This is a genomic window from Rhizobium croatiense, assembly GCF_019793465.1.
Lineage (GTDB): Bacteria > Pseudomonadota > Alphaproteobacteria > Rhizobiales > Rhizobiaceae > Rhizobium > Rhizobium croatiense.
Window position 1 is genome coordinate 143,721 of record NZ_JAILYJ010000003.1, and the last position, 26,120, is coordinate 169,840.

General features: G+C 62.3%; 22 protein-coding genes. 16 read left to right on the forward strand and 6 right to left on the reverse strand.

Going from position 1 to position 26,120, the window contains the following annotated elements; all coding sequences use genetic code 11:
- From K6M89_RS06340 to folD, 7 genes are all read left to right on the forward strand, one after another.
- Complete coding sequence (locus K6M89_RS06340) at nucleotides 1–414, forward strand: hypothetical protein (RefSeq protein ID WP_097582577.1); 414 nt, start codon at nucleotides 1–3, stop codon at nucleotides 412–414.
- Nucleotides 415–445: 31 nt separating this feature from the next.
- On the forward strand, nucleotides 446–1,009 hold the full coding sequence (locus tag K6M89_RS06345; RefSeq protein WP_222138802.1) for a rod-binding protein: 564 nt from the start codon (nucleotides 446–448) through the stop codon (nucleotides 1,007–1,009).
- Nucleotides 1,010–1,133: 124 nt separating this feature from the next.
- The gene (locus tag K6M89_RS06350) at nucleotides 1,134–1,499 is read left to right on the forward strand and encodes a hypothetical protein (RefSeq protein WP_097582581.1); all 366 of its coding nucleotides are present in this window, start codon (nucleotides 1,134–1,136) and stop codon (nucleotides 1,497–1,499) included.
- Nucleotides 1,499–2,038 (forward strand): hypothetical protein, encoded by a 540-nt coding sequence (locus K6M89_RS06355; RefSeq protein ID WP_222138803.1) that lies wholly within the window; start codon nucleotides 1,499–1,501, stop codon nucleotides 2,036–2,038. Before K6M89_RS06350 ends, K6M89_RS06355 begins: the two co-directional genes overlap by 1 nt.
- A gap of 293 nt (nucleotides 2,039–2,331) precedes the next feature.
- Nucleotides 2,332–3,171, forward strand: coding sequence for a WecB/TagA/CpsF family glycosyltransferase (locus K6M89_RS06360; protein WP_097582584.1), 840 nt, complete (start codon nucleotides 2,332–2,334; stop codon nucleotides 3,169–3,171).
- 190 nt (nucleotides 3,172–3,361) lie between these two features.
- Nucleotides 3,362–5,122 carry a GumC domain-containing protein gene (locus K6M89_RS06365; RefSeq protein WP_222138804.1) on the forward strand — a complete coding sequence of 587 codons (1,761 nt, stop codon included), beginning with the start codon at nucleotides 3,362–3,364 and terminating at the stop codon, nucleotides 5,120–5,122.
- A 121-nt stretch (nucleotides 5,123–5,243) separates the two neighbouring features.
- Nucleotides 5,244–6,143 (forward strand): bifunctional methylenetetrahydrofolate dehydrogenase/methenyltetrahydrofolate cyclohydrolase FolD, encoded by a 900-nt coding sequence (gene folD / locus K6M89_RS06370; RefSeq protein ID WP_097605621.1) that lies wholly within the window; start codon nucleotides 5,244–5,246, stop codon nucleotides 6,141–6,143.
- 8 nt (nucleotides 6,144–6,151) lie between these two features.
- Here the strand turns inward: folD and K6M89_RS06375 are convergent, their stop codons facing one another.
- A complete protein-coding gene (locus K6M89_RS06375) occupies nucleotides 6,152–7,186 on the reverse strand; it encodes a LacI family DNA-binding transcriptional regulator (RefSeq protein WP_097584632.1) in 1,035 nt (344 codons plus the stop codon).
- 299 nt (nucleotides 7,187–7,485) lie between these two features.
- Between K6M89_RS06375 and K6M89_RS06380 the strand changes: the two genes are divergently transcribed.
- From K6M89_RS06380 to K6M89_RS06405, 6 genes are all read left to right on the forward strand, one after another.
- On the forward strand, nucleotides 7,486–8,847 hold the full coding sequence (locus K6M89_RS06380; RefSeq protein WP_222138805.1) for an ABC transporter substrate-binding protein: 1,362 nt from the start codon (nucleotides 7,486–7,488) through the stop codon (nucleotides 8,845–8,847).
- A gap of 187 nt (nucleotides 8,848–9,034) precedes the next feature.
- Nucleotides 9,035–10,048, forward strand: a complete 1,014-nt coding sequence (locus tag K6M89_RS06385) for a carbohydrate ABC transporter permease (RefSeq protein WP_222138806.1) — start codon at nucleotides 9,035–9,037, stop codon at nucleotides 10,046–10,048.
- Between the two features lies 1 nt (nucleotide 10,049).
- Nucleotides 10,050–11,213, forward strand: a complete 1,164-nt coding sequence (locus tag K6M89_RS06390; RefSeq protein WP_222138807.1) for a carbohydrate ABC transporter permease — start codon at nucleotides 10,050–10,052, stop codon at nucleotides 11,211–11,213.
- A gap of 34 nt (nucleotides 11,214–11,247) precedes the next feature.
- Complete coding sequence (gene bglA, locus K6M89_RS06395) at nucleotides 11,248–12,900, forward strand: beta-galactosidase BglA (protein ID WP_097584625.1); 1,653 nt, start codon at nucleotides 11,248–11,250, stop codon at nucleotides 12,898–12,900.
- Between the two features lie 21 nt (nucleotides 12,901–12,921).
- Complete coding sequence (locus K6M89_RS06400; RefSeq protein WP_097584623.1) at nucleotides 12,922–14,010, forward strand: ABC transporter ATP-binding protein; 1,089 nt, start codon at nucleotides 12,922–12,924, stop codon at nucleotides 14,008–14,010.
- 176 nt (nucleotides 14,011–14,186) lie between these two features.
- Nucleotides 14,187–14,540, forward strand: a complete 354-nt coding sequence (locus K6M89_RS06405) for a hypothetical protein (RefSeq protein WP_020920408.1) — start codon at nucleotides 14,187–14,189, stop codon at nucleotides 14,538–14,540.
- A gap of 84 nt (nucleotides 14,541–14,624) precedes the next feature.
- On the opposite strand, the gene edd is transcribed toward K6M89_RS06405, so the two are convergent.
- From edd to K6M89_RS06430, 5 genes are all read right to left on the reverse strand, one after another.
- Nucleotides 14,625–16,445: a phosphogluconate dehydratase gene (gene edd / locus K6M89_RS06410; RefSeq protein ID WP_097584621.1), complete on the reverse strand. Its 1,821-nt coding sequence runs from the start codon at nucleotides 16,443–16,445 to the stop codon at nucleotides 14,625–14,627.
- 67 nt (nucleotides 16,446–16,512) lie between these two features.
- On the reverse strand, nucleotides 16,513–17,211 hold the full coding sequence (pgl, locus tag K6M89_RS06415) for a 6-phosphogluconolactonase (RefSeq protein WP_097584619.1): 699 nt from the start codon (nucleotides 17,209–17,211) through the stop codon (nucleotides 16,513–16,515).
- A gap of 10 nt (nucleotides 17,212–17,221) precedes the next feature.
- Nucleotides 17,222–18,697, reverse strand: a complete 1,476-nt coding sequence (gene zwf, locus K6M89_RS06420) for a glucose-6-phosphate dehydrogenase (protein WP_222138808.1) — start codon at nucleotides 18,695–18,697, stop codon at nucleotides 17,222–17,224.
- 135 nt (nucleotides 18,698–18,832) lie between these two features.
- Nucleotides 18,833–20,128 (reverse strand): NAD(P)/FAD-dependent oxidoreductase, encoded by a 1,296-nt coding sequence (locus K6M89_RS06425; protein ID WP_222138809.1) that lies wholly within the window; start codon nucleotides 20,126–20,128, stop codon nucleotides 18,833–18,835.
- Nucleotides 20,129–20,138: 10 nt separating this feature from the next.
- Complete coding sequence (locus K6M89_RS06430) at nucleotides 20,139–21,575, reverse strand: glutamine synthetase family protein (RefSeq protein ID WP_097584615.1); 1,437 nt, start codon at nucleotides 21,573–21,575, stop codon at nucleotides 20,139–20,141.
- 87 nt (nucleotides 21,576–21,662) lie between these two features.
- On the opposite strand from K6M89_RS06430, the gene K6M89_RS06435 reads away from it, so the two are divergent.
- From K6M89_RS06435 to K6M89_RS06445, 3 genes are all read left to right on the forward strand, one after another.
- A complete protein-coding gene (locus K6M89_RS06435) occupies nucleotides 21,663–22,883 on the forward strand; it encodes a BaiN/RdsA family NAD(P)/FAD-dependent oxidoreductase (protein WP_222138810.1) in 1,221 nt (406 codons plus the stop codon).
- A 176-nt stretch (nucleotides 22,884–23,059) separates the two neighbouring features.
- Nucleotides 23,060–23,203 (forward strand): hypothetical protein, encoded by a 144-nt coding sequence (locus tag K6M89_RS06440; protein WP_167482299.1) that lies wholly within the window; start codon nucleotides 23,060–23,062, stop codon nucleotides 23,201–23,203.
- 312 nt (nucleotides 23,204–23,515) lie between these two features.
- The gene (locus K6M89_RS06445; protein ID WP_222138811.1) at nucleotides 23,516–26,044 is read left to right on the forward strand and encodes a methyl-accepting chemotaxis protein; all 2,529 of its coding nucleotides are present in this window, start codon (nucleotides 23,516–23,518) and stop codon (nucleotides 26,042–26,044) included.
- The last annotated feature ends 76 nt before the right edge of the window (nucleotides 26,045–26,120 follow it).

Sequence of the window (26,120 nt, forward strand, 5' to 3'; positions counted from 1 at the left end):
ATGATCGAGAAGAGCCGCTCCCAAAAACTCAAGCGTCTGCTGTCGGTGCAGCGGCATATCGAAAGGATGGCGGAGAACGACCTGGCCGAAACCAGCCGTCAGCGCATCGAGGTCAATGCGGCGATGGACGACGTCATTCTCGCTCTCGGTTCGATGGACCCGGTCCACCACGCCTTCTCGCAGAATTATGCCGACCGATTCGGCAGGCTGACGATCAAGGATCAGCAGCTGACCGGCATGCAGCAGATCCACGAAATGCGGCTGACGCGCGAACGCGCCAAGGCCGATCGCCTGGAGGAGGGCATGAAGGAGGCCTTGGACGCCGAGCGTCGCGAGGCCGACGACAATGCCGTCTACGATGTGATCGATCAGCAATTCGCAACGCCAGCCTCCAGCAAGCTTCAAAAACCATAATCGTTACGATCTTAATTTAGAGGATTGTAACGTGGCTATTTCGCCCCCCAGTGATCTGGTCCTGGACGTTGTCAAAGCTGCCGACCCCATGGAGGTTCAGGTAGCCCAGGAAAAGTTGAAGGCAAATCGTGCGGCCTTTGCCGCAACGAGCCTCGCCGAGAACGGCAAGGGCTTCTCCAATACCGTCGACGTTCTCGATCATGTCAGCCAGAAGAGCGGCCTCTCCAACATTCAGAACCGCACCAAGACCGAGGAGGTTCCGGAAAGCTACCGGAAGTTCGAGGCCATGGTGCTGCAGAATTTCGTCAAGTCGATGCTTCCGAGCGAAAGTGAAGACGTCTACGGCAAGGGCGCGACCGGCGATATCTGGAAGGGCATGATGGCCGAGCAGCTCGGCAACACCATGGCCAAGGGCGACGGCATCGGCATTGCCAAGCAGATGTACAGCGAGCAGTTGCGCCGGCAGGAAGGCAAGATCGTCAATGCCTCGACCGATGATCGTGACCGCAACACCGCGCTCAGCATGATCGACGACTTCCAGCGCAAGACCTTTGGCACGCCGACGGCGGACGCCAAGGCCGATAGAACAGGATGATTTCAGGCCCGTTGGCCTGAAATTTGAATCCTGTTCTAAATTAAATAGTTAGAGCGTGATGTCGTCCGAAAACCGCGCACACTTTTCGGCATCATGCTCTAAGCGACGCATAATCGAGGGTAAAATGGAAATAATTTCGAACGAATACAGGATCAAATCCGTTCTCGGACGCCTCGAAATGATCATCGACAATGAGAATACCCGGATCGGCAACGATCCGCAGTTCGATCTCAAGGTCTCCAACGCGCATAAGAGCCGCTGCCTCTACGAGCTGTCGATGCTCTTCCGCGATACAGATCCGACCGAGCTTGCTGCTGCCCATCTCGATCAGCTGCACGGCCTGAAGAAGAAGCTGGTTCTCAACGCCCGGCGCGTCGAGGCGCATCTCGAAGCGGTTCGCGCTGTTGCCGACCTCCTGAAGAATGCCGTTCAGGACGCCGACGCCGACGGCACCTATTCCCAGGAACAATTCGCCGCGCGTGGAAACTGATGATCAAGCTCGTCCTCACCGGCATCTGGGTTTGCGCCATCACCTTGGCCTCGGTCTATTTTTCGGTGTATCTGGCGACGGCGCCGGCGCCCGCGATATCCGATTCCAGGCAGAACGCGCTCGAACTGGTGAAGGGTGAAACGATCACTGTGCCGGTCATCGGCAACGGCGCGATCACCGGTTATTTCCTCGGCCGCATTTCCTTCATGATGAACAAGGACATGCTGAAGGGCGTGACCTTGCCGCTGACCGAGATGACGACCGACGAACTTTTCAGCCTGCTTGTCGGCAACAAGATGGTCGATCTCGCGCACATCAAATCCTTCGACCCGAAGGCCTTCCGCGAGGAGATCAAGAAGGGCATGAACGAGCGCCTCGGCGGCGAATATGTCGCCGAAGTGATGCTGGAGCAGCTCGACTATCTCTCCAAGGAAGAGGTCAAGCAAAACGCATCAGGTGAGCCGAAGAAGCTCGGCGCGCCGGTCAAGATCATCGAGGGTGCCCCGGCCGGGGAAGCACCGGCGCCGGCCGCCCATTGAGATAGCCGAAGATCGAGACACAGACGGCGCCTTCGGGCGCCGTTTGTCGTTGCGGCTGATGTGGTTAATAAACTACTTATACGAGCATCAAAATCCAAGGAATTTTCCTAAGGGTTGTTTGAAAGCCTCCTGTTATATCGGGTGTCACAGCTTGGCGTGCGCCGTTTCCGCGATCGGGGCGACGCCGTCCATGCCTGACGCGACCGGTCCTTTCGAGACCCCGGGGTGCGGAAAAATATCGGCTTGTTTTCCGGGATGTCGGGCGCATGACGCACCCTCGGCAGGAGGTAGGAATGAATTTGATTGCAAACTTCGCGGTGCTTGCGTCGCGGCGGACGATCTTCGATCTGCCGGTCTGCGATCTCGGCTGGGATGATGCCCTCGTTTTTATCAACGAGCTGGCCTCCATTCCCGTCGGTCAGACCGTGGTTTGCTTCGTCAACGCCCACAATATGCTGACGGCTTTGCGCGACGACGAGTATTATCGGATCATGTCGCACAATCTGGTGCTGCCTGATGGCATCGGCCTCAACATTGCATCCCAGATCGCCCATGGCTCGCCGTTTCCCGCCAATCTGAACGGCACCGATTTCGTGCCGGCCTTTCTTACCTTCATGGAGGCTCCGCGCCGCATCGGCCTGATCGGCGGCACGCGCTCGGTCGTCGAGGCGGCGGCGGAAAATTTCCGCAGGCACACGCCCTGGCATGAATTTGTCGTCATTTCCGACGGCTTTTTCGACAAGGTCGATTCCACCGATGTCACCGAAGAGATCGAGCGCCAGAAGCTCGACATTCTCATCGTCGGCATGGGGACGCCGCTGCAGGAGAAATGGGTCCACGACAACATTCGCGCCGACCATGCGCGGCTGGTGCTGACGGTGGGCGCGCTCTTCGACTTCGTCTCCGGCGCCGTTCCGCGAGCGCCGAAGACGGTGCGGATGATGCGTCTCGAATGGGCCTATCGGCTGATACAGGAGCCTGGGCGCCTCTGGCGGCGCTACATCATCGGCATTCCGGTTTTCCTTTTCCACGTCTTGCGCTACCGCTTCCGCCGCCGCGAAAGAATTCTCAGCCAGCCGGAAGAGCAGCGCAGCGTCTCGCAGCCGATTGTGGATCGCAGGAAGGCGGGCTGAACAGGCCCGGCGCGGTTCCCGGACCTGTGAAGACCGTTACCGGTTCAAATCTGAGACGTGGAGCCGCAATTCTTGCCAGTCGCGGTCGCGGTTAACCATTTCTTTGCCATGAATATTTAGAGTAGCTTAATCATCTGCATCGCGTGCGGATGATTGAACTCGGCCATCATGTGCATGAGATGTGGCGCAAATGTACGATATCAGGGCGAGAAACAGCTTCCAGGATCGCGCAGCCGCGGGGCCGCGCACCTTTGACGTCGCCTATCGCCGGCGGTCGAAGGGGGCCGATATCGCGCCGCCCGAGGCCGAATTGCTGCGCGCGATCGGCCGCGCGCTGGAAGAGCAGCGCGCAATGGCGGTGCGTCCGGCGCCGCTCGTCGACCGCATCGAAACCATCCTCGGCAACCGCCTTCGGGCTGCCAACGATGCCGGCCGTGCTCTTCTGCCGGCGCCGGCCGGTCATGAGGAGCCGAACGCTGCGGTCGAAAAAGCCGCGTTCCCGCCCGAACCGCCGGCCGTCATCCGTGAGGAACCCGCCAGATTCCAGCCGGCAACGTCCAGCCACCGCGCCAGCCGCTTCGGCCTTGCCATGACGGTCGTCGCCGCCACGGTCCTCGGCGCTGGCCTGCCGGCCCTGATGCCCGTCTCGCCCGCCCTCTACCGTGCCGAGACGACGCTTTCGGTCAGGACGGATGCGGCAAGCCGCGCCGCCTTCACCCAGGCTGCGGCGAAAGGCCTGTTGTCGGCGCGCATGATGGCGTTGACGGTCGCTGCGCTGAAACTCGATCACGACCCGGAATTTGCCGGCCCCAGGGCCAATGCGCTCGGCGTTGCGCTCGATCTCCTCTCGGCCAGCGGTGCTGCCGCCGATCCGGCCTCGCGCGCCGAGGCGGCGCTGAAACATGCGGTCGAGATCATGCCCGATGTCGCCGCCGGTACGATCCTCGTCAGGGTGACGACCGGCGACAGCGGCAAATCCATGCGCATCGCCGCACGGCTTGGCGAAGCGGTGTCCGCAGGCGGCGGTCCCGGCCGGGGCGCCGAAACCGACACTGTGCTGCGCAAGGCCTATGACGAGGCGAAGGCGGAGCTTGCCGCCTTCACGGCCAAAAGCGGCGAGGGCAACGTCAAGGTGGCGATCGATCTTCGCCGTCAGATCGACGGGCTCGATGCCGATCTGAAACAGGCCGACCAGAATATCCTCGCCGCCAAGGCGCGCGCCGACGGGCTGAAGGCGGCAAAACTCGCGGGCGTGCTGGATGGATCGCTCCCCTCCGATATGCTCTCGCCGGCGCTGCAGGATTGGCGCGACAAATATGCCGTCGCCAGGACGACGCTGGCGCAGCTTTCGGCCGAGCTTGGCCCGCGCCATCCGCGCCTGCTGCAGCAGCAGGCCGAAACGGATGGACTCAAGGAGAACATGGGCAAGGAGCTTGCCCGTCTGGCCCAGCTCGCCAATGCCGCCGCCAAGGCTGCGGTCGATGCGCGCAAGGGCCTGAACGATCGCCGCAACACGCTGATCGCCCAGAGCCGGGATACCGGCGTCGATCTGCCCCGGCTGACCGAGCTGCGCGAAAAGGCGAATGCCGCGCGCTCGCGCCTGGAAGAGACGGCGCCGACATCGGGAGGCGATGACGGCCATTTGACCGTCCTGAAACCACCGCTTGCGGCGGCTGTGCCGGGAACGAATGGTCTGATCGGCCGCGTGCTGGCCGGGGCCGCGACAGGCCTTGCGCTCGGTCTCGGCCTCACCCTCCTGCTGTTCTGGCGCAAATCCGCCGCGGCTTCCGCAAGCGAGGAAATGCCGGCGCCGTCTTCGCTCGCCTCTTCGCCGGCGCCCGCGCCGGCCCCGGCGGCGGCCGACGAGATGGAGGTGCTGCGCTCCGAGATCTCCGGCCTGCGCGACCGGCTTCGACTTCACGTGATGGAAGCACGGCAGCCGCTGCGCTGAGCCCGACATTTCCTTGCAAGTTTGATATTGCCTTGCCGCTTTCCGACAGGATAGGGCGTTAGCGGGCATTTGACGCTCGTCAACTATCAATAGATTGGCGCGAAACAGGGCGGAGAGACGCGTGGCGACAGTAATCGACGGCAAGAACGTAGCTGCATCAGTCATTCAGACGGTCAAGAGTGCGACGGCGGCGCTGGAAAAGAGCAGCGGCGTCACCACCGGCCTGGCCGTCATCATCGTCGGCGACGATCCGGCAAGCCACGCCTATGTCGGCTCCAAGGGCCGCATGGCCAAGGAATGCGGCTTCAAGTCCGTCCAGCACACATTGCCGGCCGAGACCAGGCAGGAGGAGCTGGCAGCGCTCGTTGCCACCCTCAACGCCGATCCGTCGATCCACGGCATCCTGGTGCAGCTGCCCCTGCCGAAGCCGCTCGCCAGCGAGCCGATCATCCAGTCGATCCTGCCGGAAAAGGATGTCGATGGCTTGAGCGTCGTCAATGCCGGCAAGCTCGCCACCGGCGACCTGAAGACCGGACTGGTCTCCTGCACGCCGGCCGGCGCCATGGTCTTCGTCCGCCGCACCCATGGCGAGGATCTCTCGGGCCTCAATGCCGTCGTCATCGGCCGCTCCAACCTGTTCGGCAAGCCGATGGCGCAATTGCTGCTCAACGCCAATGCGACGGTGACGATGGCCCATTCGAGAACGAAGAACCTCGCCGAGGTCTGCCGCAACGCCGATATTCTGGTGGCCGCCGTCGGCCGTCCGGAGATGGTCAAGGCCGATTGGGTCAAGCCGGGTGCGACGGTCATCGACGTCGGCATCAATCGTGTGCCGGCTCCCGACAGGGGCGAGGGCAAGACCCGGCTCGTCGGCGACGTCGCCTTTGCCGAGGTCTCTGCTGTCGCCAGCACCATCACCCCGGTTCCCGGCGGGGTCGGGCCGATGACCATCGCCATGCTGATGGCCAACACCGTCATCGCAGCCCACCGCGCCGCAGGGCAGACGCCGCCGCAGTTTTGAGGCTGGGCTTAAGCTTCGTGGGACTGCGGGGCAGGGCCGGTCGAGGCCCTGACGATCAGTTCGGTCTTCCAGAGTTCCTGCTCGGGGAAGGGGCCGGCCTGTTTCACGGTCCCGATCAGCCGCTGGGCGATGCGGGCGCCGGCGGCCCTGAGCGAGGAGCGTGTGGTCGTCAGCGGCACGGAGAAGCTTTCCGGCTTCAAGAGCGGCAGCACGTCGTCGTGGGCGATCAGCGAAATGTCCTCGCCGAGCCGCAATCCCGCCTGGTTGACCGCACGGATCGCCCCCAGCGCCATGACCGTGCTGGAGCATAGGATCGCCGTCGGCCGCTGCGGCAGTTGCAGGAAGCGTTCCATCGCCAGAAGGCCCTGTTCGTCGGTCATCAGCGCGTGGCTCACGCAATCCTCCTCGAGCGTCAGGCCGCGTTCGGCAAGGGCCGAGATGACGCCGTTCCTTCTGCGGATGGCGAAATCGAGATGCGTCGGCCCGTTCATCAGCGCAAAGCGCGTATGGCCGAGCTGCAGCAGCAGCCGGGTCGCGTCGTAGAAGGCGCCTTCATTGTCGATGTCGAGATAGGGATAATCCGGCTCCGCGCCGAAGGAGCGGCCATGCACGACATAGGGCATGGAGAGCGATTTCAGCATGGGAAGCCGCGGATCGTGGCCGCGCATATAGGCGACGAACAGTGCGTCGACATTGCCGCTGATCGCAAGCCGCCGGAGTGCCGCCACCTCGTCGTCAGGATCGGCCGGCATGATGACGAAATGGAAATCGTGACGCACGGCTTCCTCGCCGAGCCCGGCCAGGAATTCGCCGAAATGCACGTCCGACTGGTGGCCGGGCGCCGTCGGCATGACCAGGCCGATCGAGCCTGCTTTGCCGGTCGCAAGCCGCTGGGCTGCCTTGTTCGGCCGGTACCCGGTTTCCTTGACGGCCTGGAGCACGCGCTCTCGGGTCGCTTCATTGACCTCGGGATAGCCGTTGAGCGCCCGGCTCACCGTCGTCTGCGACAGCCCGAGCAATTCCGATAGCTGTTTGAGATTCACCTGTTATGCTTCCTCCCGGCCCGCCCGTCGGCCGCTCTAAAAGGCCTGCCGCCTCCCAATGGCATCCAAAGCGCTTTCAAATATGTAGCATCTCGCGCGCTTGACTCAAGAAAAATCGCTCCATATTCCCCGATAGGCGCCGTTGCGCTGCGATATCCCGCGTGTTTATGGCGAGTTTTCGCGAATTGACTTGACTTCATTCCACTGGAAGTGAAATGAGTTGGGTGTCAAAGCGCTTTGAAATTTCTTTTTTGCAGAGAATTCGGCGCGGGTTGGGATTGTGATGGGAGGTTGATCACATGAAAAAGTCATTTTTGGTGGGCGTTGCCGTTGCGGCGCTTTTTGCCGGTGCTGCGTCCGCGGCCGATCTGAAATTTGCCCCGGGACAGGATTCCAAGTTCAACTGGAAAAGCTATGACGAATTCAAGGCCGCGCATGCCGATTTGAAGGGTCAGCCGCTGACCATCTTCGGGCCGTGGCGCGGCGAAGACGAGGCGTTCTTCATGAGCGTTCTTGCCTATTTCACCGAAGCGACCGGCATCGAGGCGAAATATTCCTCTTCCGAAAACTACGAGCAGCAGATCGTCATCGACACGCAGGCGGGCTCGCCGCCGAACATCGCCATTCTGCCGCAGCCGGGCCTCCTCGCCGACCTCGCCGGCAAGGGATTCCTGACGCCGCTCGGCGATGACAACTCCAAGTGGCTCAAGGACAATTACGGTGCCGGCGACAGCTGGGTCGGTTACGGGACCTACAAGGGCAAGGACGGCAAGGAAGCCTTCTACGCCTTTCCTTACAAGGCTGACGTGAAATCGCTGGTCTGGTACGTTCCGGAGAATTTCGAGGAAGCCGGCTACAAGATCCCGACGACCATGGAAGAGCTGCATGCCCTGACCGACCAGATCGTCAAGGATGGCGGCGTTCCCTGGTGCATCGGTCTCGGTTCCGGCGGCGCCACCGGTTGGCCGGCGACCGACTGGGTCGAGGACATCATGCTGCGTATGCAGCCGCCGGAAGCCTATGACAAGTGGACGACCAACGAGCTGAAGTTCACCGATCCGGCCGTCGTTGCCGCGATCGACGAATTCGGCAAGTTCGCCAAGAACGAGAAATACGTCAATGGCGGCGTCGCGGCCGTGGCCTCGACCGACTTCCGCGACAGCCCGAAGGGCCTCTTCTCCGTTCCGCCGAAGTGCTACATGCACCATCAGGCCTCGTTCATTCCGTCCTTCTTCCCCGAGGGCACGAAGCTCGGCCAGGATGCCGACTTCTTCTACATGCCGACCTATGCTTCGCATCCAGAACTCGGCAAGCCGGTTCTCGGCGCCGGCACACTCGTCTCGATCGCCAAGGACTCGAAGACGGCCCGCGCTTTCATCGACTTCCTGAAGACCCCGATCGCGCATGAAGTCTGGATGGCGCAGTCGAGCTTCCTGACACCGTACAAGGGCGTCAGCGTCGACGCCTACGCCAATCCGCAGATGAAGAAGGAAGGCGAGATTCTGACCTCCGCCACCACCTTCCGCTTCGACGGTTCCGACCTGATGCCGGGCAAGATCGGTGCCGGCGCCTTCTGGACCGGCATGGTCGATTTCGTCGGCGGCAAGTCCGCCGAGGAAGCTGCCGGCGAAATCCAGAGCGCCTGGGACGGCATCAAGTAATCTTCCAAAATTATGCCGCCGGCTTGCCGGCGGCATGACCTGCCTGAGTGGCCGGGCTCATGCGCAGCCCGGCCATCGCAGGATATATTGTGATTGGACAATACAAGTGGATTGACGGTGACCGGCGTTGCCCCGTCAGAATGAAAGCCGGTCGGAATAAGATCAGGGGAAGCAGGGGAGGGACGTAATGCTGTCGCAGATAGTGTCCGCTTTGGGCGTCGTGGTATTCGCCGTTTTTGCGTGCTCGGCCTATTTCTATTTTTCCAACAAGCTTCTGGATCTGGCCCTGCCGGTGAAGGATGGCGACATTCGCGCCGCATCGCGCAATCTCAATCGCCGCGCGGTCATCAGGCCGTGGCTGTTCCTCGGGCCGGCGCTCTTCCTGCTCTTCGTCTACCTCGTCTATCCGGTCGTTGCGACCTTCATCCTCTCCTTCTATGACCGAACCGGCCTGCAGTTCGTCGGCCTCGCTAACTACAAATGGGCGATCGGCGACCGCGAATTCCGCCAGTCGATCTTCAATAACATCCTCTGGCTCGCCGTCGTGCCGGCCGCCTGCACCTTCTTCGGCCTGGTCATCGCTGTCATGACCGATCGCATCTGGTGGGGCAATATCGCCAAGAGCATCGTCTTCATGCCGATGGCGATCTCTTTCGTCGGCGCCTCGGTCATCTGGAAATTCATCTATGAATATCGCGGCGGCAACGATGTCCAGATCGGCCTCCTGAACGCCATCGTCCAGCTCTTCGGCGGCACGCCGGAGGTGTGGATCTCGGTTCCCTTCTGGAACAATTTCTTCCTGATGGTCATCCTGATCTGGATCCAGACCGGTTTTGCCATGGTCATCCTGTCGGCGGCACTGCGCGGCATCCCCGAGGAGACGATCGAGGCCGCCGTCATCGATGGCGCCAACGGCTGGCAGATCTTCTGGCGCATCATGGTGCCTCAGGTCTGGGGTACCATCGCCGTCGTCTGGACGACGATCACCATCCTCGTCCTCAAGGTCTTCGATATCGTGCTGACCATGACCAACGGCCAGTGGCAGACGATGGTCCTGGCGAACCTGATGTTCGACTGGATGTTCCGCGGCGGCGGCGATTCCGGCCGAAGTGCCGTCATCGCCATCATCATCATGCTCGCCGTCACGCCGATCATGGTTTGGAACGTGCGCCGCGCCAACCGCGAACTGAAGGGCCATTGAGATGATCGCTGTCGGAAGCTACTTCAAGATCGGTCCCGCCCGCCTCTTCGTCCACCTTGCGGTTCTCCTGATCGTCATCATCTGGCTCATCCCAACGCTCGGTATCTTCGTCAGCGCCCTGCGCGACAAGGACCAGATCGTTGTGTCCGGCTGGTGGACGTCCTTCGTCGGCTCGACGCAGACGGTCGCCGTGCGCCTGGGCACGCCGGACCAGCAAAAGCAGGAAGGCGCTACCTACGTCATTTCGGGCAATGTGCTGGAAGGACAGACCGGCCGCTCGGTCAAGGCCTTCGGCAACCGCGTGCAGCAGCCGGCGGCCTTCGAGGCCGGCCAGACGGCCGATCTCGGCGACGGCGAAAGCCTGCTGATCAACAGCGACGGCAGCTACCGCTACATGAAGAACGCCGCCTTCTCGCCCGACGAGCGGCCGCGGCGTATCTATGTCTCCGTCTCGGCGCCGCCGGAATTCACGCTGCAGAACTACAACACGGTTCTGACCGGCGAGGGTATCGGCCAGTCCTTCATCAATTCGTTGACGGTGACGATCCCGGCGACGATCATCCCGATCCTGATTGCCGCTTTCGCCGCCTATGCCCTGAGCTGGATGGACTTTCCCGGCCGCGCGCTGCTGATTGCGCTCGTCGTCGGCCTCATCGTCGTGCCGCTGCAGATGTCGCTGATCCCGCTTCTGCGCCTCTATAACGAAGTGGGCAACATGCTCGGCCAGCCGTCGAAGACCTATCCCGGCATCTGGCTTGCCCATACCGCCTTCGGCATGCCGCTCGCCATCTTTCTGCTGCGGGCCTATATTGCCGGCCTGCCGAAGGAGATCATCGAATCCGCCCGTGTCGACGGTGCGAGCGACTTCGAGATCTTTACCCGCATCGTTTTGCCTCTGTCCTTCCCGGCACTCGCCTCCTTCGCCATCTTCCAGTTCCTGTGGGTGTGGAACGACCTGCTCGTCGCCATGGTCTTCCTCGGCACCGACAAGGACCACATCGTGCTGACCGGCAGCCTGAACGCGCTGCTCGGCTCGCGCGGCGGCAATTGGGAGATTTTGACGGCGTCGGCCTTCGTCACCATTATCGTGCCGCTGCTCGTCTTCTTCGGGCTGCAGCGCTATCTGGTGCGTGGTCTGCTGGCGGGCTCGGTCAAGGGCGGCTGACCATTTTCGAACGTGACTTCAGACAGGATATTCCATGAACGTGGCTCCCCAATCGATCTTGACCGCCGATAAGGACTGGTGGCGCGGCGCGGTGATCTATCAGATCTATCCGCGCTCCTACCAGGATTCCAACGGCGACGGTATCGGCGACCTCAAGGGCATCACCGCCCGGCTGCCGCATGTGGCAAGCCTCGGCGTCGATGCGATCTGGATCTCGCCCTTCTTTACCTCGCCGATGCGCGATTTCGGTTACGACGTTTCCGATTACGAAAATGTCGACTCGATCTTCGGCACGCTGGTGGACTTTGACACGATGATCGCCGAGGCGCATCGCCTCGGCATCCGCGTGATGATCGACCTGGTCATCTCGCACAGCTCCGATCAGCATCCCTGGTTCGTGCAGAGCCGCTCCAGCAAGACCAACGCCAAGGCCGACTGGTATGTCTGGGCCGACGCCAAGCCGGACGGCACGCCGCCGAACAACTGGCTGTCGATCTTCGGCGGCTCGGCATGGGCGTGGGATCCGACGCGCATGCAATATTACCTGCACAATTTCCTGACCTCGCAGCCGGACATGAACCTGCATAACCCGGAAGTGCAGGACCGTCTGCTCGATGTCGTGCGCTTCTGGCTCAATCGCGGCGTCGACGGCTTCCGCCTCGACACCATCAACTTCTATTTCCACGACCCGCTGTTGCGCGACAATCCGGCATTGGCGCCTGAGCGCCGCAACGCCTCGACGGCGCCGGCGGTCAATCCCTATAACTTCCAGGAGCATGTCTACGACAAGAACCGGCCGGAGAACCTCGCCTTCCTGAAGCGGTTCCGCGCCGTTCTCGAGGAATATCCGGCAATCGCCGCCGTCGGCGAGGTCGGGGACAGCCAGCGCGGCCTCGAAATCGTCGGCGAATACACCTCCGGCAACGACAAGATGCACATGTGCTACGCCTTCGAGTTCCTGGCGCCCGATCCGCTGACGCCGGAGCGCGTCGAGGAGGTGATGGAGGATTTCGAAGCCGCAGCCCCCGATGGTTGGGCCTGCTGGGCCTTCTCCAATCACGACGTCATGCGCCATGTCAGCCGCTGGGGCGGGCTGGTCGCCGATCACGACGCCTTCGCCAAGCTCTATGCTTCGCTGCTGATGACGCTGCGCGGTTCCGTCTGCCTCTATCAGGGCGAAGAACTGGCGCTGACCGAAGCCGATCTCGCCTATCAGGATCTGCAGGATCCCTATGGCATCCAGTTCTGGCCGGAGTTCAAAGGCCGTGACGGCTGCCGCACGCCGATGGTCTGGGACAGCCACGTCACCCAGGGCGGCTTTTCGACAGTCAAGCCCTGGCTGCCGGTGCCGGTCGAACATATTCTGCGCGCCGTCAACGTCCAGCAGGGCGACGAGACGTCGGTGCTCGAGCACTATCGACGCTTCATCGCCTTCCGCAAGCTGCACCCGGCCTTTGCCAAGGGCGAGATCGAATTCGAGGAGACCGAGGGCGATACCCTGGTCTTCACCCGCGAATACAGTGACGAGAAGCTGCTCTGCATTTTCAACATGAGCCCGGCCGAAACAGGCGTTACCCTGCCTGCGGGAGAATGGCAGGCGTTGACGGGGCACGGCTTTATCAGCAACAACTATGGCGACAAGATCGATATTCCGGCCTGGGGGGCGTATTTCGCCCGTCTCGCTTAAGGATCAGGAGGGGAGAGAGACATGACTGGACTGACGCTGAAGGATATCCGCAAATCCTACGGTTCCGTGGACGTTCTCCACGGCATCGACCTCGATATCAAGCAGGGCGAATTCATCGTCTTTGTCGGTCCGTCCGGCTGCGGCAAGTCCACGCTTCTGCGCATGATCGCCGGTCTCGAGGCGATTACCGGCGGCGAGATGTATATTGACGGCCAGCTGGTCAACGACGTGCCGCCGTCGAAGCGCGGCATTGCCATGGTCTTTCAGTCCTACGCGCTCTATCCCCATATGACGGTCTACGACAACATGGCCTTCGGCATGAAGATCGCCGGCGAAAGCAAGCAGGAGATCGACCGTCGCGTGCGGGCGGCGGCCGACAGCCTGCAACTGGGCAAATATCTCGACCGCCTGCCGAAGGCGCTTTCCGGCGGCCAGCGCCAGCGCGTGGCGATCGGCCGCGCCATCTGCCGCGACCCCAAGGTCTTCCTGTTCGACGAGCCGCTGTCCAACCTCGATGCTGCGCTGCGCGTCGCGACCCGCATCGAGATCGCCCGCCTCAACGAGCAGATGGCCGATACGACGATGATCTACGTCACCCACGACCAGGTTGAGGCGATGACGCTTGCCGACCGCATCGTCGTGCTTTCCGCCGGCAATATCGAGCAGGTCGGCGCGCCGCTGGAGCTTTACGAGCGCCCCGCCAACCTCTTCGTCGCCAAATTCATCGGCTCGCCGGCCATGAACATCATCCCCGCGACGATATCAGGCACCGGCAGCCAGACGACCGTGACGCTGACCGGCGGCATGTCGGTCACGCTCGATGTGGCGACCGACGCGTCCGAGAAGGGCAAGGAGGCGAGCTTCGGTGTTCGTCCTGAGGATCTGAGGATCGCCGACGGTGCCGACTATGTTTTCGAGGGCGAGGTCTCGATCGTCGAAGCGCTCGGCGAAGTGACGCTGCTTTATATCGAAGGCCTGGTCCCCGGCGAGCCGATCGTCGTCAAACTGCCCGGCATTTACGATGTCCATAAGGGCCAGAGGATGCGCTTTGCCGCCGACCGGCAGAAGCTGCATCTCTTCGATGCGAGCGGCCATACCTACCGGAAATGAGATCGCCATTTTTGGGGTAATCATCCCGAGAATTATACTTGGCGGACCGAATTCTCACTTTCTGTTAAAGATCGGCTGCTACTTTTTCCTCGTCAATTTATGAGGGGGATAAGCAAGTGGCCGCTTCCAATCCGTCACAGCCAAGATCTCATTTCCTGAGCAAGGAAGAATCCTTCATGTATGACCGCGAAGCGCGGTTCAAAATGGAGGACACGATGAATGCCGCGCGCATCGAATATACGGAAAAGGGCGTCATGCACGCGGCTTCGCGCCGCTGCGACATCGTCCGGATCTCGATGAGCAGCGCGACGCTCGCAATTCTGACCCAGTTCAGCCTGCCGAAGCAGTTCTATCTGGACATTCCGGATGCCCGCATCACCAAGGTCGGCTGCCTGCTGATGAAGGTCAATGCCAACAACACGATCGAAGTCCGCTTCCTGCGCCTGCTGACGCAGAAGGAGCTGAACAAGATCTTCGTCTACAGCACGCACCCGGCGCACAAGGATTACGTTCTCGACATCCGCGCCTGACGGATAGATCGGGACCGCCAATAGCAAAACCCGCGGGACGCTGCGTGCGCCTCGCGGGTTTTTGCTTATCTGCGTTGGTTATGTTCAGTGGAAGAGAACGCTCGCCCCTTGGTCCGAAGCGCCGACGGCGCGGCGGAAGGGCGCGAAGAGCTCGCGGCCCATGCCGAATTCATTATCGGCGAGATCGACGGTTACCGGTTCGCGCTCGGCCATGTCGGCGGCATCGACGAGCACTTCCAGCGTGCCCTTGATCGCGTCCAGGCGAATGATGTCGCCGTTCTTGATGCGGGCGATCGGGCCGCCGTCGACCGCTTCCGGCGTGACGTGGATCGCCGCCGGCACCTTGCCGGACGCGCCGGACATGCGCCCGTCGGTCAGAAGCGCCACGTGGAAGCCACGATCCTGCAGCACGCCAAGTGGCGGCGTCAGCTTGTGCAGTTCCGGCATGCCGTTCGCCTTCGGCCCCTGGAAGCGCACGACGGCGACGAAATCGCGGTTGAGCTTGCCTTCCTTGAAGGCGTCCTGCAGTTCCTGCTGGCTGTGGAAGACGATCGCCGGCGCCTCGATGATGTGGCGCTCCGGCTTGACGGCGGAGATCTTGATGACTGCCTTGCCGAGATTGCCGCGCAGCATCTTCAGCCCGCCATTGGCCTGGAACGGCGTCTCGATGCTGGAGAGCACCTTCGGATCATGGCTCTTTTCCGGCGACGGCTCGCGCAGGACGGTGCTGTTTTCGCCGAGGCGGGCATCGACCGTATAGGCCTGGAGACCCTGGCCGAAGACGGTGCGCACGTCGTCATGCACCAGGCCGTGCTTCAGGAGTTCCTTGATCAGGAAGCCCATGCCGCCGGCCGCCTGGAAATGGTTCACGTCGGCAAGCCCGTTCGGATAGACGCGGGCAAGCAGCGGCACGACTTCCGAAAGCTCGGCGATGTCCTGCCAGGTGAGCTGGATGCCGGCTGCGCGCGCCATGGCGACGAGGTGCAGCGTGTGGTTGGTCGAGCCGCCAGTCGCATGCAGGCCGACGACGCCGTTGACGACCGAACGTTCGTCGATCATCTCGCCGGCCGGCGTGAATTCGTTGCCGAGCGCGGTGATCGCCAGCGCCCGCTTGGCCGCTTCGCGCGTCAGCGCTTCGCGCAGCGGCGTGCCGGGATTGATGAAGGAGGAGCCGGGCATATGGAAGCCCATGATCTCCATCAGCATCTGGTTGGAGTTGGCCGTGCCGTAGAAGGTGCAGGTGCCGGGACCATGATAGGATTTCGATTCCGCCTCCAGGAGCTCGGCGCGGCCGACCTTGCCCTCGGCAAAGAGCTGACGCACCCGCGACTTCTCGTCGTTGGGCAGTCCCGTCGTCATCGGCCCGGCCGGAACGAAGATCGACGGCAGATGCCCGAAGGAGAGCGCCGCAATGACGAGGCCGGGAACGATCTTGTCGCAGACGCCGAGGAAGAGGGCGGCATCGAACATATTGTGCGACAGGCCGACGCCCGCGGCCATGGCGATCAGGTCGCGTGAAAAGAGCGACAGCTCCATGCCCGGCTGCCCCTGGGTGACGCCGTCGCACATGGCAGGCACGCCGCCGGCCACCTGGGCGACGCCGCCTGCTTCGGCGGCCGCCTCACGGATGATTGCCGGATAGGTCTCGAACGGCTGGTGAGCCGAGAGCATGTCGTTATAGGCAGTGATGATGCCGAGATTGGGGATGCGGTCGCCGGCAAGCGCGTCCTTGTCGGCGGGGGAACAGACTGCAAAGCCATGGGCGAGGTTGGCGCAGCCGAGCACCGAGCGGTGCACGCCCTGGGAGGCGGCGGCGCGCAGCCGTTCCAGATAGCGCTCGCGGGTCGGCTTCGAGCGTTCGACGATGCGGTTGGTGATCGCAGCAATGCGTGCGTGAGCGGACATGGAAGATCCCTGCCTTGTTCTGGTTCGTCTCAATGTGTTCGCCGGCTCCGGCGGCCGTCAGGCCGTATCAGGGAGCCCAGTAGATCTCGACCGGGGAAGTGGCCCGGCGCAGAACGGCGCGGATCGGCATGTCTGCCTCGTCACCGCTGCCTTCCGCCTTGGCGAGAACGTCTTTTTTGCCTTCGCCCTCGATATGGAGAACCAGCAGTGCGGCATCCTGAAGACTGGAGAAGGTGAAAGTCAGGCGTGGTTCGCCGGCTCCTTCTGCCTCCATGGTGATGACGCCGCGCGGCGTCGAGGCATCGAGCGCCTCGGCAAGATTGCTGCCGCCGGGAAAGAACGAGGCCGTGTGGCCATCGCCGCCCATGCCGAGGATGACGACGTCGAAGGGGATGCCGATCTCGGCGCTTTTTTCCGTCGCCAGCCTTGCGGCCTCCTCGACCGAGGCTGCCGGCTGGTAAAGCGGCACGAACCGCGCCGCCTTTGCCTTGTCCTGCAAGAGATTGGCATCGACCAGCAGATGGTTCGAGCGGGTATTGTCGGCCGGCACGAAGCGTTCGTCAACCAGCGTGATCGTCACCTTGTCCCAGGCGATATCGCGTGTCGACAGGGCCTGGAAGAAGGCCTTTGGCGTCGAGCCGCCGGAAACGGCGATGGAGGCGGCGCCGCGGGCGGCGATTGCTGCCGAAAGCGTATCGGCGACCTTGTCGGCGAGGCTGCCGGCGAGATCTGCGGGGCTGGCGAAGGAATGCAGGGTCGATGCCATCGATGTCGTCCTAGATATCGTCATGCCAGGTGCGGCCGTCGCGCTCGATCAGCGCGATGGCCTGGCTCGGGCCCCAGGTGCCGGCCGTATAGCCCTGCACCTGCTGGCCGGTGGTTTCCCAACCTTTCAGGATCGGGTCGACCCATTTCCATGCGGCTTCGACTTCATCGCGGCGCATGAACAATGTCTGGTTGGAGCGGATCACGTCCATCAGCAGGCGTTCGTAGGCGTCGGGATTGCGGACGTTGAAGGCCTGGGCAAAACTCATGTCGAGCGAGACGTTGCGCAGGCGCATGCCGCCCGGACCCGGATCCTTGATCATCAGCGACTGCTTGACGCCCTCATCCGGCTGCAGGCGGATGATCAGCTGGTTGGCGACGATGCGGCCGGCCGCCTGGTCGAAGATCGCATGCGGGATCGGCTTGAAGGTGATGACGATCTCGGACATGCGCCCGGTCAGGCGCTTGCCGGTTCTGATATAGAAGGGAACGCCAGCCCAGCGCCAGTTGTTGATCTCCGCCTTGATGGCGACGAAGGTCTCGGTGTTGGAGACGCCGCCTTCGAGCTCTTCGAGATAGCCCTTGACCGGACCGCTGCCGGATGCGCCGGCGCGATACTGGCCGCGCACCGTCGCCTGCTCGACATTGGAGGCATCGAGCGGCTTCAGCGCGCGAAGCACCTTCAGCTTCTCGTCGCGAACGGCTTCCGAATCCATCGACGAAGGCACTTCCATCGCCGTCAGGCAGAGCAGCTGCAGGATGTGGTTCTGCACCATGTCGCGCAATGCGCCGGCCGTATCGTAATAGCCGGCGCGGCCTTCGAGGCCGACCGCTTCGGCCACGGTGATCTGCACGTGATCGATGTAGTTGGCGTTCCACAGCGGCTCATAGAGCGCATTGGCAAAGCGCAGCGCCATCAGGTTCTGCACTGTTTCCTTGCCGAGATAGTGGTCGATGCGGAAAATCTGCTCTTCCTTGAAGGCGCGGCCGATCATGTCGTTGAGCTGCAGCGCCGAGGCGAGGTCGCGGCCGATCGGCTTCTCGACGACGATGCGGGTCGATTTGGTGATCAGCTTATGGTCGTGGATCTTCTGCGAAATGTCGCCGAAGATGCCGGGTGCGACCGCCAGATAGAAGGCGCGCACCCGATCCTTGCTCTCGTCGAGCAGCCTCTTCAGCTGATCCCAGCCGCTGTCGGAGCGGGCATCGACCGAGACGTAATAGAGGCGGGCGCAGAACTTCTCGACTTCGTTCTCGTCATATTCGCCCTTCTTCAGGTGTTCCTTCAGCGCATCGCGGGCGAATTTGCGGTATTCCTCGTGCGTCAGCGGGCTGCGCGAAGCGCCGATCACCCGGGTCGGTTCGCCGAACTGGCCTTCGATCTGGCGATGATAGAGGGCCGGCAGCAACTTGCGTTCGGCAAGGTCGCCGCTGCCGCCGAAGACGACGTAATCAAAAGGCTCAACGGGAATGATCTGGCTGCTCATGAGCTTGTCTCTCAATCAGGCTTGGTTGACGGCCCTTTTAATCTAATCGATTTAAAAAAGCCAGTGTGCAGTGCAATGAATCTGTCGGGCACCGGTTTTAGAGCGAATTTCCATGAGATGAAATCCGCAAGCGGACTAAAACTTGTCGCGAAGCGCAAACCACGACAAGGCGAGGAAAAGCAACGGCGCCCGCATCCAGGCCCCGCCGGGAAAGGCGGGGATGTCGAGCGATTTGAACAGATCCAGATCGCCGGATTTCCCAAGCACCGTTTCCGCATAGAGCCTGCCACAGTAGTTTGACAGCATGACGCCATGGCCGGAATAACCGCCGATCGAGGTGACGCCCGGCATTACCTCGCGCACGAAGGGCTGGCGCGGCATGGTGATGCCGACGCTGCCGCCCCAGGCATGGGTGATCTCGATGTCTTTCAGATCGGGATAGATTTCGCCGATCTGCCGGCGGATATGCTGCGAAATGTCTCGCGGATTGTCGGCTGTATAGGCCTCGCGTCCGCCGAACAGCAGACGGCCTTCGAATCGGCGGAAATAACGCACGACGAAGCGCGAATCGGCGACGGCCTCGCCGCCCGGCAGCACTTCGGGATGCTTATCGAGCGGGGCGGTGGCGCCGATGAAGGAGCGGATCGGCATGACATGGCTTGCCGTCACCGGTTCGAGGCCATCGATATGCCCGTCGCAGGCGATCAGCGCCCGGTCGGCGGTGATCGTGCCCCGCTCAGTTTCGATCGTCACCTTGCCGCCGCCCTGGCGGATCGCCGTCGCCTTGGTCATCTCGAAGATATCAGCACCCGCGTTGGCGGCGACACGGGCGAGCCCGATGAGCAGCTTCAGCGGATGGATATGGCCTGTGCCGACATCGCGCACGCCGCAGTGGAAACGCTTCGAGCCGAGCCTTTCCTGCGTCTCTTTCTTGTCCATAAAGCTGATGTGCGGATAGTCATAGCGCTGCGCGGCGATCTCGGCATTCTCGCGATAGTCGCGTTCGTAGCTCGCCTTGTGGGCGACATTGAGCTGGCCGGGCACGAAGTCGATCTCGATCTGGTGCTCGCTTGCAAAATCGAGGAGATGGCGCTTGGCCGCCTCGGCAACGTCGAACAGCGCCTTCGAGCGTTGATAGCCGATTTTTTCCTCGAGCTCTTCCGGCCACCATCGCTGGCCGGTGCCGAGCTGGCCGCCATTGCGCCCGGACGCTCCGTCGCCGAAGCGGCAGGCCTCGATCAGGACGACCGAAACGCCTGACTTGGCGAGGTGATAGGCGGCCTGCAGGCCGGTATAGCCACCGCCGATGATGGCGACGTCGCATGCTCTCGGACCGTCGAGAGCGGCATAGGTGGGCCGCTCGCCGACGGTTGCCTGATACCAGGATAGGCCCGGGCAGATCGGGCTCTGCCACATCTCATTTCGTGCCATGACGATCCCCTCACACGTTGAGCAGAAGGAATTCCCGCTCCCAGGGGCTGATCACCTGCATGAAGGTCTCGAACTCGCCGCGCTTGACGCCGGCATAAAGGCCGATGAACTGCGTGCCGAACACCTCTTCGAAGGCGGGCTCGTCCTCCATCAGCGCCACGGCTTCCAAGAGGCCGCGCGGCAGGTCGATTGAGCCCTCATTGGCCGAATCCTCCGTCGGCGCCGTCGGCTCGATCTCCTTCATGATGCCGAGCAGGCCGGAAGCGAGCGAGGCGGCAAGCGCCAGATAGGGATTGGCGTCCGAACTCGGCAGCCGGTTTTCCACGCGCCGCGCCTGCGGATCGGACACCGGGACGCGGAAAGCGGTGGTCCTGTTGTCGTAGCCCCAGGCATTGTTGACAGGGCAGGACATGTCCGGCTGCAGGCGGCGGTAGGAATTCACATAGGGCGCCAGCATCGCCATCGCGCTCGGCACGAATTTCTGCATGCCGCCGATGAAATGGAAGAATTCCTTCGAAGCCGAGCCATCGGGGTTGGAGAAGATGTTCTTGCCGGTCTCGATATTCACTACCGACTGGTGGATATGCATCGCCGAACCCGGCTGGCCCTGCATCGGCTTGGCCATGAAGGTTGCGTAGATGTCGTGTTTCAGCGCCGCCTCGCGGATCGTGCGCTTGAACAGGAACACCTGGTCGGCAAGCTCGATCGGATTGCCGTGGCGCAGGTTGATTTCGAGCTGCGCCGGTCCCTCTTCATGGATCAGTGTATCGATCTCCAGCCCCTGCTTCTCCGAGAAATGATAGACGTCATCGATCAGCTCGTCGAACTCGTTGATGCCGGCGATCGAATAGCCCTGGCCGCCGAGGATCGAGCGGCCGGACCGGCCTTTGGGCGGGTGCAGCGGATAGTCGGGATCGTCGTTCTTGGCGACGAGATAGAATTCGATCTCGGGCGCCACGATCGGTTTCCAGCCGCGCTCATGATAGAGGCTCATGATCCGCTTCAGCACGTTGCGCGGCGTATAGGGCACTTCGCCGCCGTCCGAATCGACGATGTCGCAGATCACCTGCGCCGTCGGATCGCTCTCCCAGGGCACGACCGACAGCGTCGAAAGATCGGGCATCAGCTTCAGGTCGCTGTCGCGCGGCTCGTAGCGGAAGCTCTCCGTCTCCTCGGGATATTCGCCGGAAATCGTGTGCCGGTAGATCGCCGAAGGCAGCGCCAGCGAGGTGTTGGAGGTGAATTTCGAGCTCGGCATCATCTTGCCGCGCGGCACGCCGGCAAGGTCGGGCGTGATGCATTCGATGTCTTCTATGCCCCTGGCTCTCAGCCACTGCGCCGCTTCCTTCCAGTTCGCAACGCCGCGCAGGGATCCGGGGTCCGGGGGAGTTTTCGTCGAGGCGGGTACGGTTCTGGCAGGCTTCAGCGTCGTCTTTTTTGGGGACATGACACACCGGTTTGGTTGATCGTGGCGCCATCATAGCCGGACTTTGCCAATTGGCGAGGGGTCGAGAACGTTGACTTTCGCCCTTCGATGGAAAAAGAAGACGCCGATTTGATTGGGGAAACGGGTTTGCAGCGCAAAAGCGACGTCATCGTCATCGGCGCCGGGGCGGCGGGCATGATGGCGGCCATCCGCGCGGGAAAACGCGGTCGCTCGGTCGTCGTTCTCGACCATTCGCGAGCGCCCGGCGAGAAGATCCGCATCTCCGGCGGCGGCCGCTGCAATTTCACCAATATCCATGCCGGACCGAAGAATTTTCTGTCCGCCAATCCGCATTTCTGCAAGTCGGCGCTTGCCCGTTTCACGCCCACCGATTTCATCGCCATGGTCGAGCGGCACGGCATTGCCTGGCATGAAAAGACGCTCGGCCAGCTGTTCTGCGACGACAGCGCCAAGGACATCATCCGCATGCTCTTGGACGAGATGCGCGCCGCCGGCGCGGCACTCGATCTGTCTACCGAAATAACAGGCGTCGAAAGGACCGATGCGGGCTTCCGCGTCTCGACCGGGCAGGGCGCCTATGAAGCCTCATCGCTGATCGTCGCGACCGGCGGCAAATCGATCCCGAAGATGGGCGCCACCGGCTTTGCCTATCGCCTCGCCGAGCAGTTCGGCCTGGCCGTGCTCGAAACCCGCCCGGCCCTGGTGCCGTTGACGCTCGATCCTGGCCTGCTCGCAAGCATTGCGCCGCTTGCCGGCATTTCCGCTCCGGCCGAAATCCGCCATGGCAAGACCGCCTTCCGCGAAGCGCTGCTGTTTACCCATCGGGGCCTCAGCGGACCTGCCATCCTGCAGATCTCCTCCTATTGGCGCGAAGGCGACGAAATCGTCCTTGCCATCGAACCGGATATCGACATCGCCGCGCAGCTGAAGGCGGCAAAGCAGCTGAACGGACGCCAGTCGGCCCAGACCGCGCTTGGCGAGGTCCTGCCGAAGCGGCTGGCGCAGTTTCTCGTCGAGCGCGAAAAGATCTCCGGCAATATGGCGGACCTACCTGACAAGGCGCTGCTCAGCCTTGCCGCGAGCGCCCAGAACCTTGCAATCAAGCCTTCCGGCTCTGAAGGCTATCGCACCGCCGAAGTGACGCTCGGCGGCATCGACACGGCCGCGCTCGATTCACGCAGCATGGAGGCCAAGGCCGTGCCCGGCCTCTATTTCATCGGCGAATGCGTCGACGTCACCGGCTGGCTCGGCGGCTATAATTTCCAATGGGCGTGGGCCTCGGGATTTGCCGCGGGCGAATGCGCCTGAAGCTTTCGCTTTCTGCATATCGGTGGAACCCGTATATTAGAAATGCCGATTCAAGACTTCTTAAGAGAGGTGCGCCATCCTGTCTCAATTGGCGGTTTGCAGAGCTCTTCCTAGATTAAGCTTTACCGGCAAGCCGTTTTGTTGGATTGTTGTGTCAGAAGAGTGAGGTTTCGAGCATGACCAGACACGCACGACGCGCCCGCGCCATCGCAATCACCCAGGCAAAGCCTGACATCAGGATGGCAGTCCTGCGATATTTGATGCTCGCAGCCGGCGCCACAGCCGCCAGCCTGGCCCTGTTGCTCGCGCACGTCCTCTGACCTGTCCTTTCATCCGAAAGTAACCTTGCCGCCTTCCGATCGCGACATCGCGGTCCTGTGGGGCATATATTGCAACTATTTCACCGCCTTGGCTTTTAACCGCCATCACCGCTTATCCGAAAATTAATATCTAATCTGACACAATTGCCCGCGATTATTTGGGCATCTCCAACTTGCTTGGACATGAACCGGCAATGACTGCCGCCTGGCTTCCGGGTTCCCCGATGTAAAGAGAATAGTTTGATGTGCACTCGGCTGGCGCGCCTGATGGCTGCCCGCGGGAGGAGTTGTGTATGAAAGGCCCGGAACGCCATGTTGATTGACAAGATTCTTTCCCGCTTCAGGATCAAGACGAAGGTTCTGATCTTCGTTCTGCCCTTCGTTGTGACCATTTCGGCGGTGGGTCTGACGGGCCTTTATGCTTCCGGACTTCTGCAGGGCCGCATGGAAATCTCCAACAGCGTGCTGCAGTCGTTGAGCGGGTTCAAGGATCTCTACGGTTCGATGGACGACTTCCTGCGCATCACCAGTCAGTCGGCGCGCGACAAGCTGCTCACCGATCTGAAGACCCAGCAGGGCGTGCTCGACCAGACGCTGAACCAGGTAGGCGAACAGGCGGCCGGCCGTGACAGCCTTGCGGAAGCCTCAAGCCGCACCAAGGACATTTCAGGCGTCGTCGACAAGCTCTGGGCGCTGCATGAGCAGGAAGTCGTGCTGCACGAGCAGATCGACGCTGCGCAGAAGAGCCTGATCAGCACCCGCTTCACCGTCTCCTACCAGGCCGAGGAATTGCAGACCGCGCTGCAGCGCGACGAGAGTGCTGCCACCGTCACCCTTCGCACCGCCGACCGCCTGCTGAAGGGCGGCGATTTCCTCGGCACCGTCGCCAGCGGCTTCAGCAAGCCGCAGACGCCACAGGACAAGATCGCCTTCATCAACGAACAGATGCCGGAGATCGTCAAGGCCCAGCGCCTGATCGCCATTTCGGTTCCGACCAATCAGAAAAACGTCATCGACGCCCTGGCGGCGACCATCGACAGCATCAAGGCGATCGCCCAGATGCCCGCGCCGACCGACGAGAACGTCGCCGAACTGGGCCGCCTGGTGTCTCGCTTCCGCCAGACCTCGACCTATACGCAGCTGACCGCGACGCAGAAGATGCGCGAGGCGACCCAGCGGTTTGCCGAGCTCGAAGGCCGCATCGCCCAGACCAACTCCGTCCTGCAGGATACGCGTCGTCTGGAAAATTCCGTCTATGCGCTGCAGATCGTCCTGTCAGACTTCCTCTCCAATTCGAGCAAGGACAATCTCGTGCGCCTGCAGCAGCAGGCCGGCACGCTCGGCAAGGACATGCAGGTTCTGACCACCAGCGCCAAGGGCATGGGCTTTGCCGAAGGCATTTCCGGCGCGATCCAGCCGGCCCTCGACGCCATTTCCGGCGGTGGCTCGAAGATCGTCGATACGATCGGTGAGCGCGTCACGGCCTATGCCGCCGCCCGCCAGGAACTCGACCAGATCTGGACGAAGCTGACCGATTTCGCCGAGCTGCAGAAACAGACGGCCGGCACCGAGCGCACCCAGGCAAACAGCATCTCGGTGCTCACCACCGGTCTCGGCATCCTGCTGTCGATCCTCGGCGGCATCGCCTTGGTGCTGACGCTGCAGCGCCCGATCAGCCAGATCACGGCCGCCATGCGCCGTATCGCCGAAGGGTCGCTGGAAACCAGCATTTCAGGCGAGCAGCGGTACGACGAAATCGGCGACATGGCCCGCGCCCTCGGCATCTTCAAGGAGAATGCCATCTCGAAGATCCGCATCGAGGAGCAGAGCGACGAGGAACGCGCCGCCGCAGAACACGAGCGCCAGCGCAACGACGCCGAAAAGCGCGAGATGGACCGGCAGATCGAATTTGCGGTCAACGCGCTTGCCGCCGGCCTCGAACGCATGTCGCAGGGCGATATCTCGACGACGATCGAAACACCCTTCATCGGCCGCCTCGAACAGCTGCGTCAGGATTTCAACGGTTCGATGCTGCGCCTGCAGGCGACGATGAGCCAGATCCGCGACAATGTCGAACTGATCCAGGGCAACGGTAACCAGATGGCCCAGTCGGCCGAGGATCTCTCCAAGCGCACCGAACAGCAGGCCGCTTCGCTCGAAGAGACGGCGGCTGCCGTCGATCAGATCACCGTCACGGTGCGCTCGTCGGCCGAACGCGCCAAGGATGCCGACCAGATCGTCCGTCAGGCCAAGCGCAGCGCCGATGATTCCGCCGTCGTCGTCAACAATGCGATCGACGCTATGGGCCGCATCGAGGATGCCGCGCACCAGATCGAGCAGATCATCGGCGTCATCGACGAGATCGCCTTCCAGACCAACTTGCTGGCGCTCAACGCCGGCATCGAGGCGGCGCGCGCCGGCGAGGCCGGCAAGGGTTTTGCCGTCGTCGCCATGGAAGTCCGCGAACTCGCCCAGCGCTCCGCCGCCGCGGCGCAGGAGATCAAGGGATTGATCAACAAGTCGACCAACGAGGTCAGCTCCGGCTCGCAATTCGTGCAGGAGACCGGCACGGTGCTCGCCAAGATCAGCGCCCAGATCGTCACGATCAGCCAGCATGTCGAGATGATCGCCCGCGCCAGCCACGACCAGTCCAATGCGCTGCAGAGCGTCAATGCGACGGTCAACCAGATGGATCAGATGACGCAGCAGAACGCCGCCATGGTGGAGGAGACGACCGCCGCCAGCCGCGAACTGGCCGACGAGGCCGATGCGCTACGCCGCCTCATCCAGCAGTTCAAGATCGACGGGGTGGGCGAAGCGTCGGTCTACCGCGCCGCCTGATCAGCGCTTGATTTCCATTGTTTCGACGGCCCCGGTTTTCCGGGGCCGTTTGCGTATTGGTAAGGCGCGATCGGCC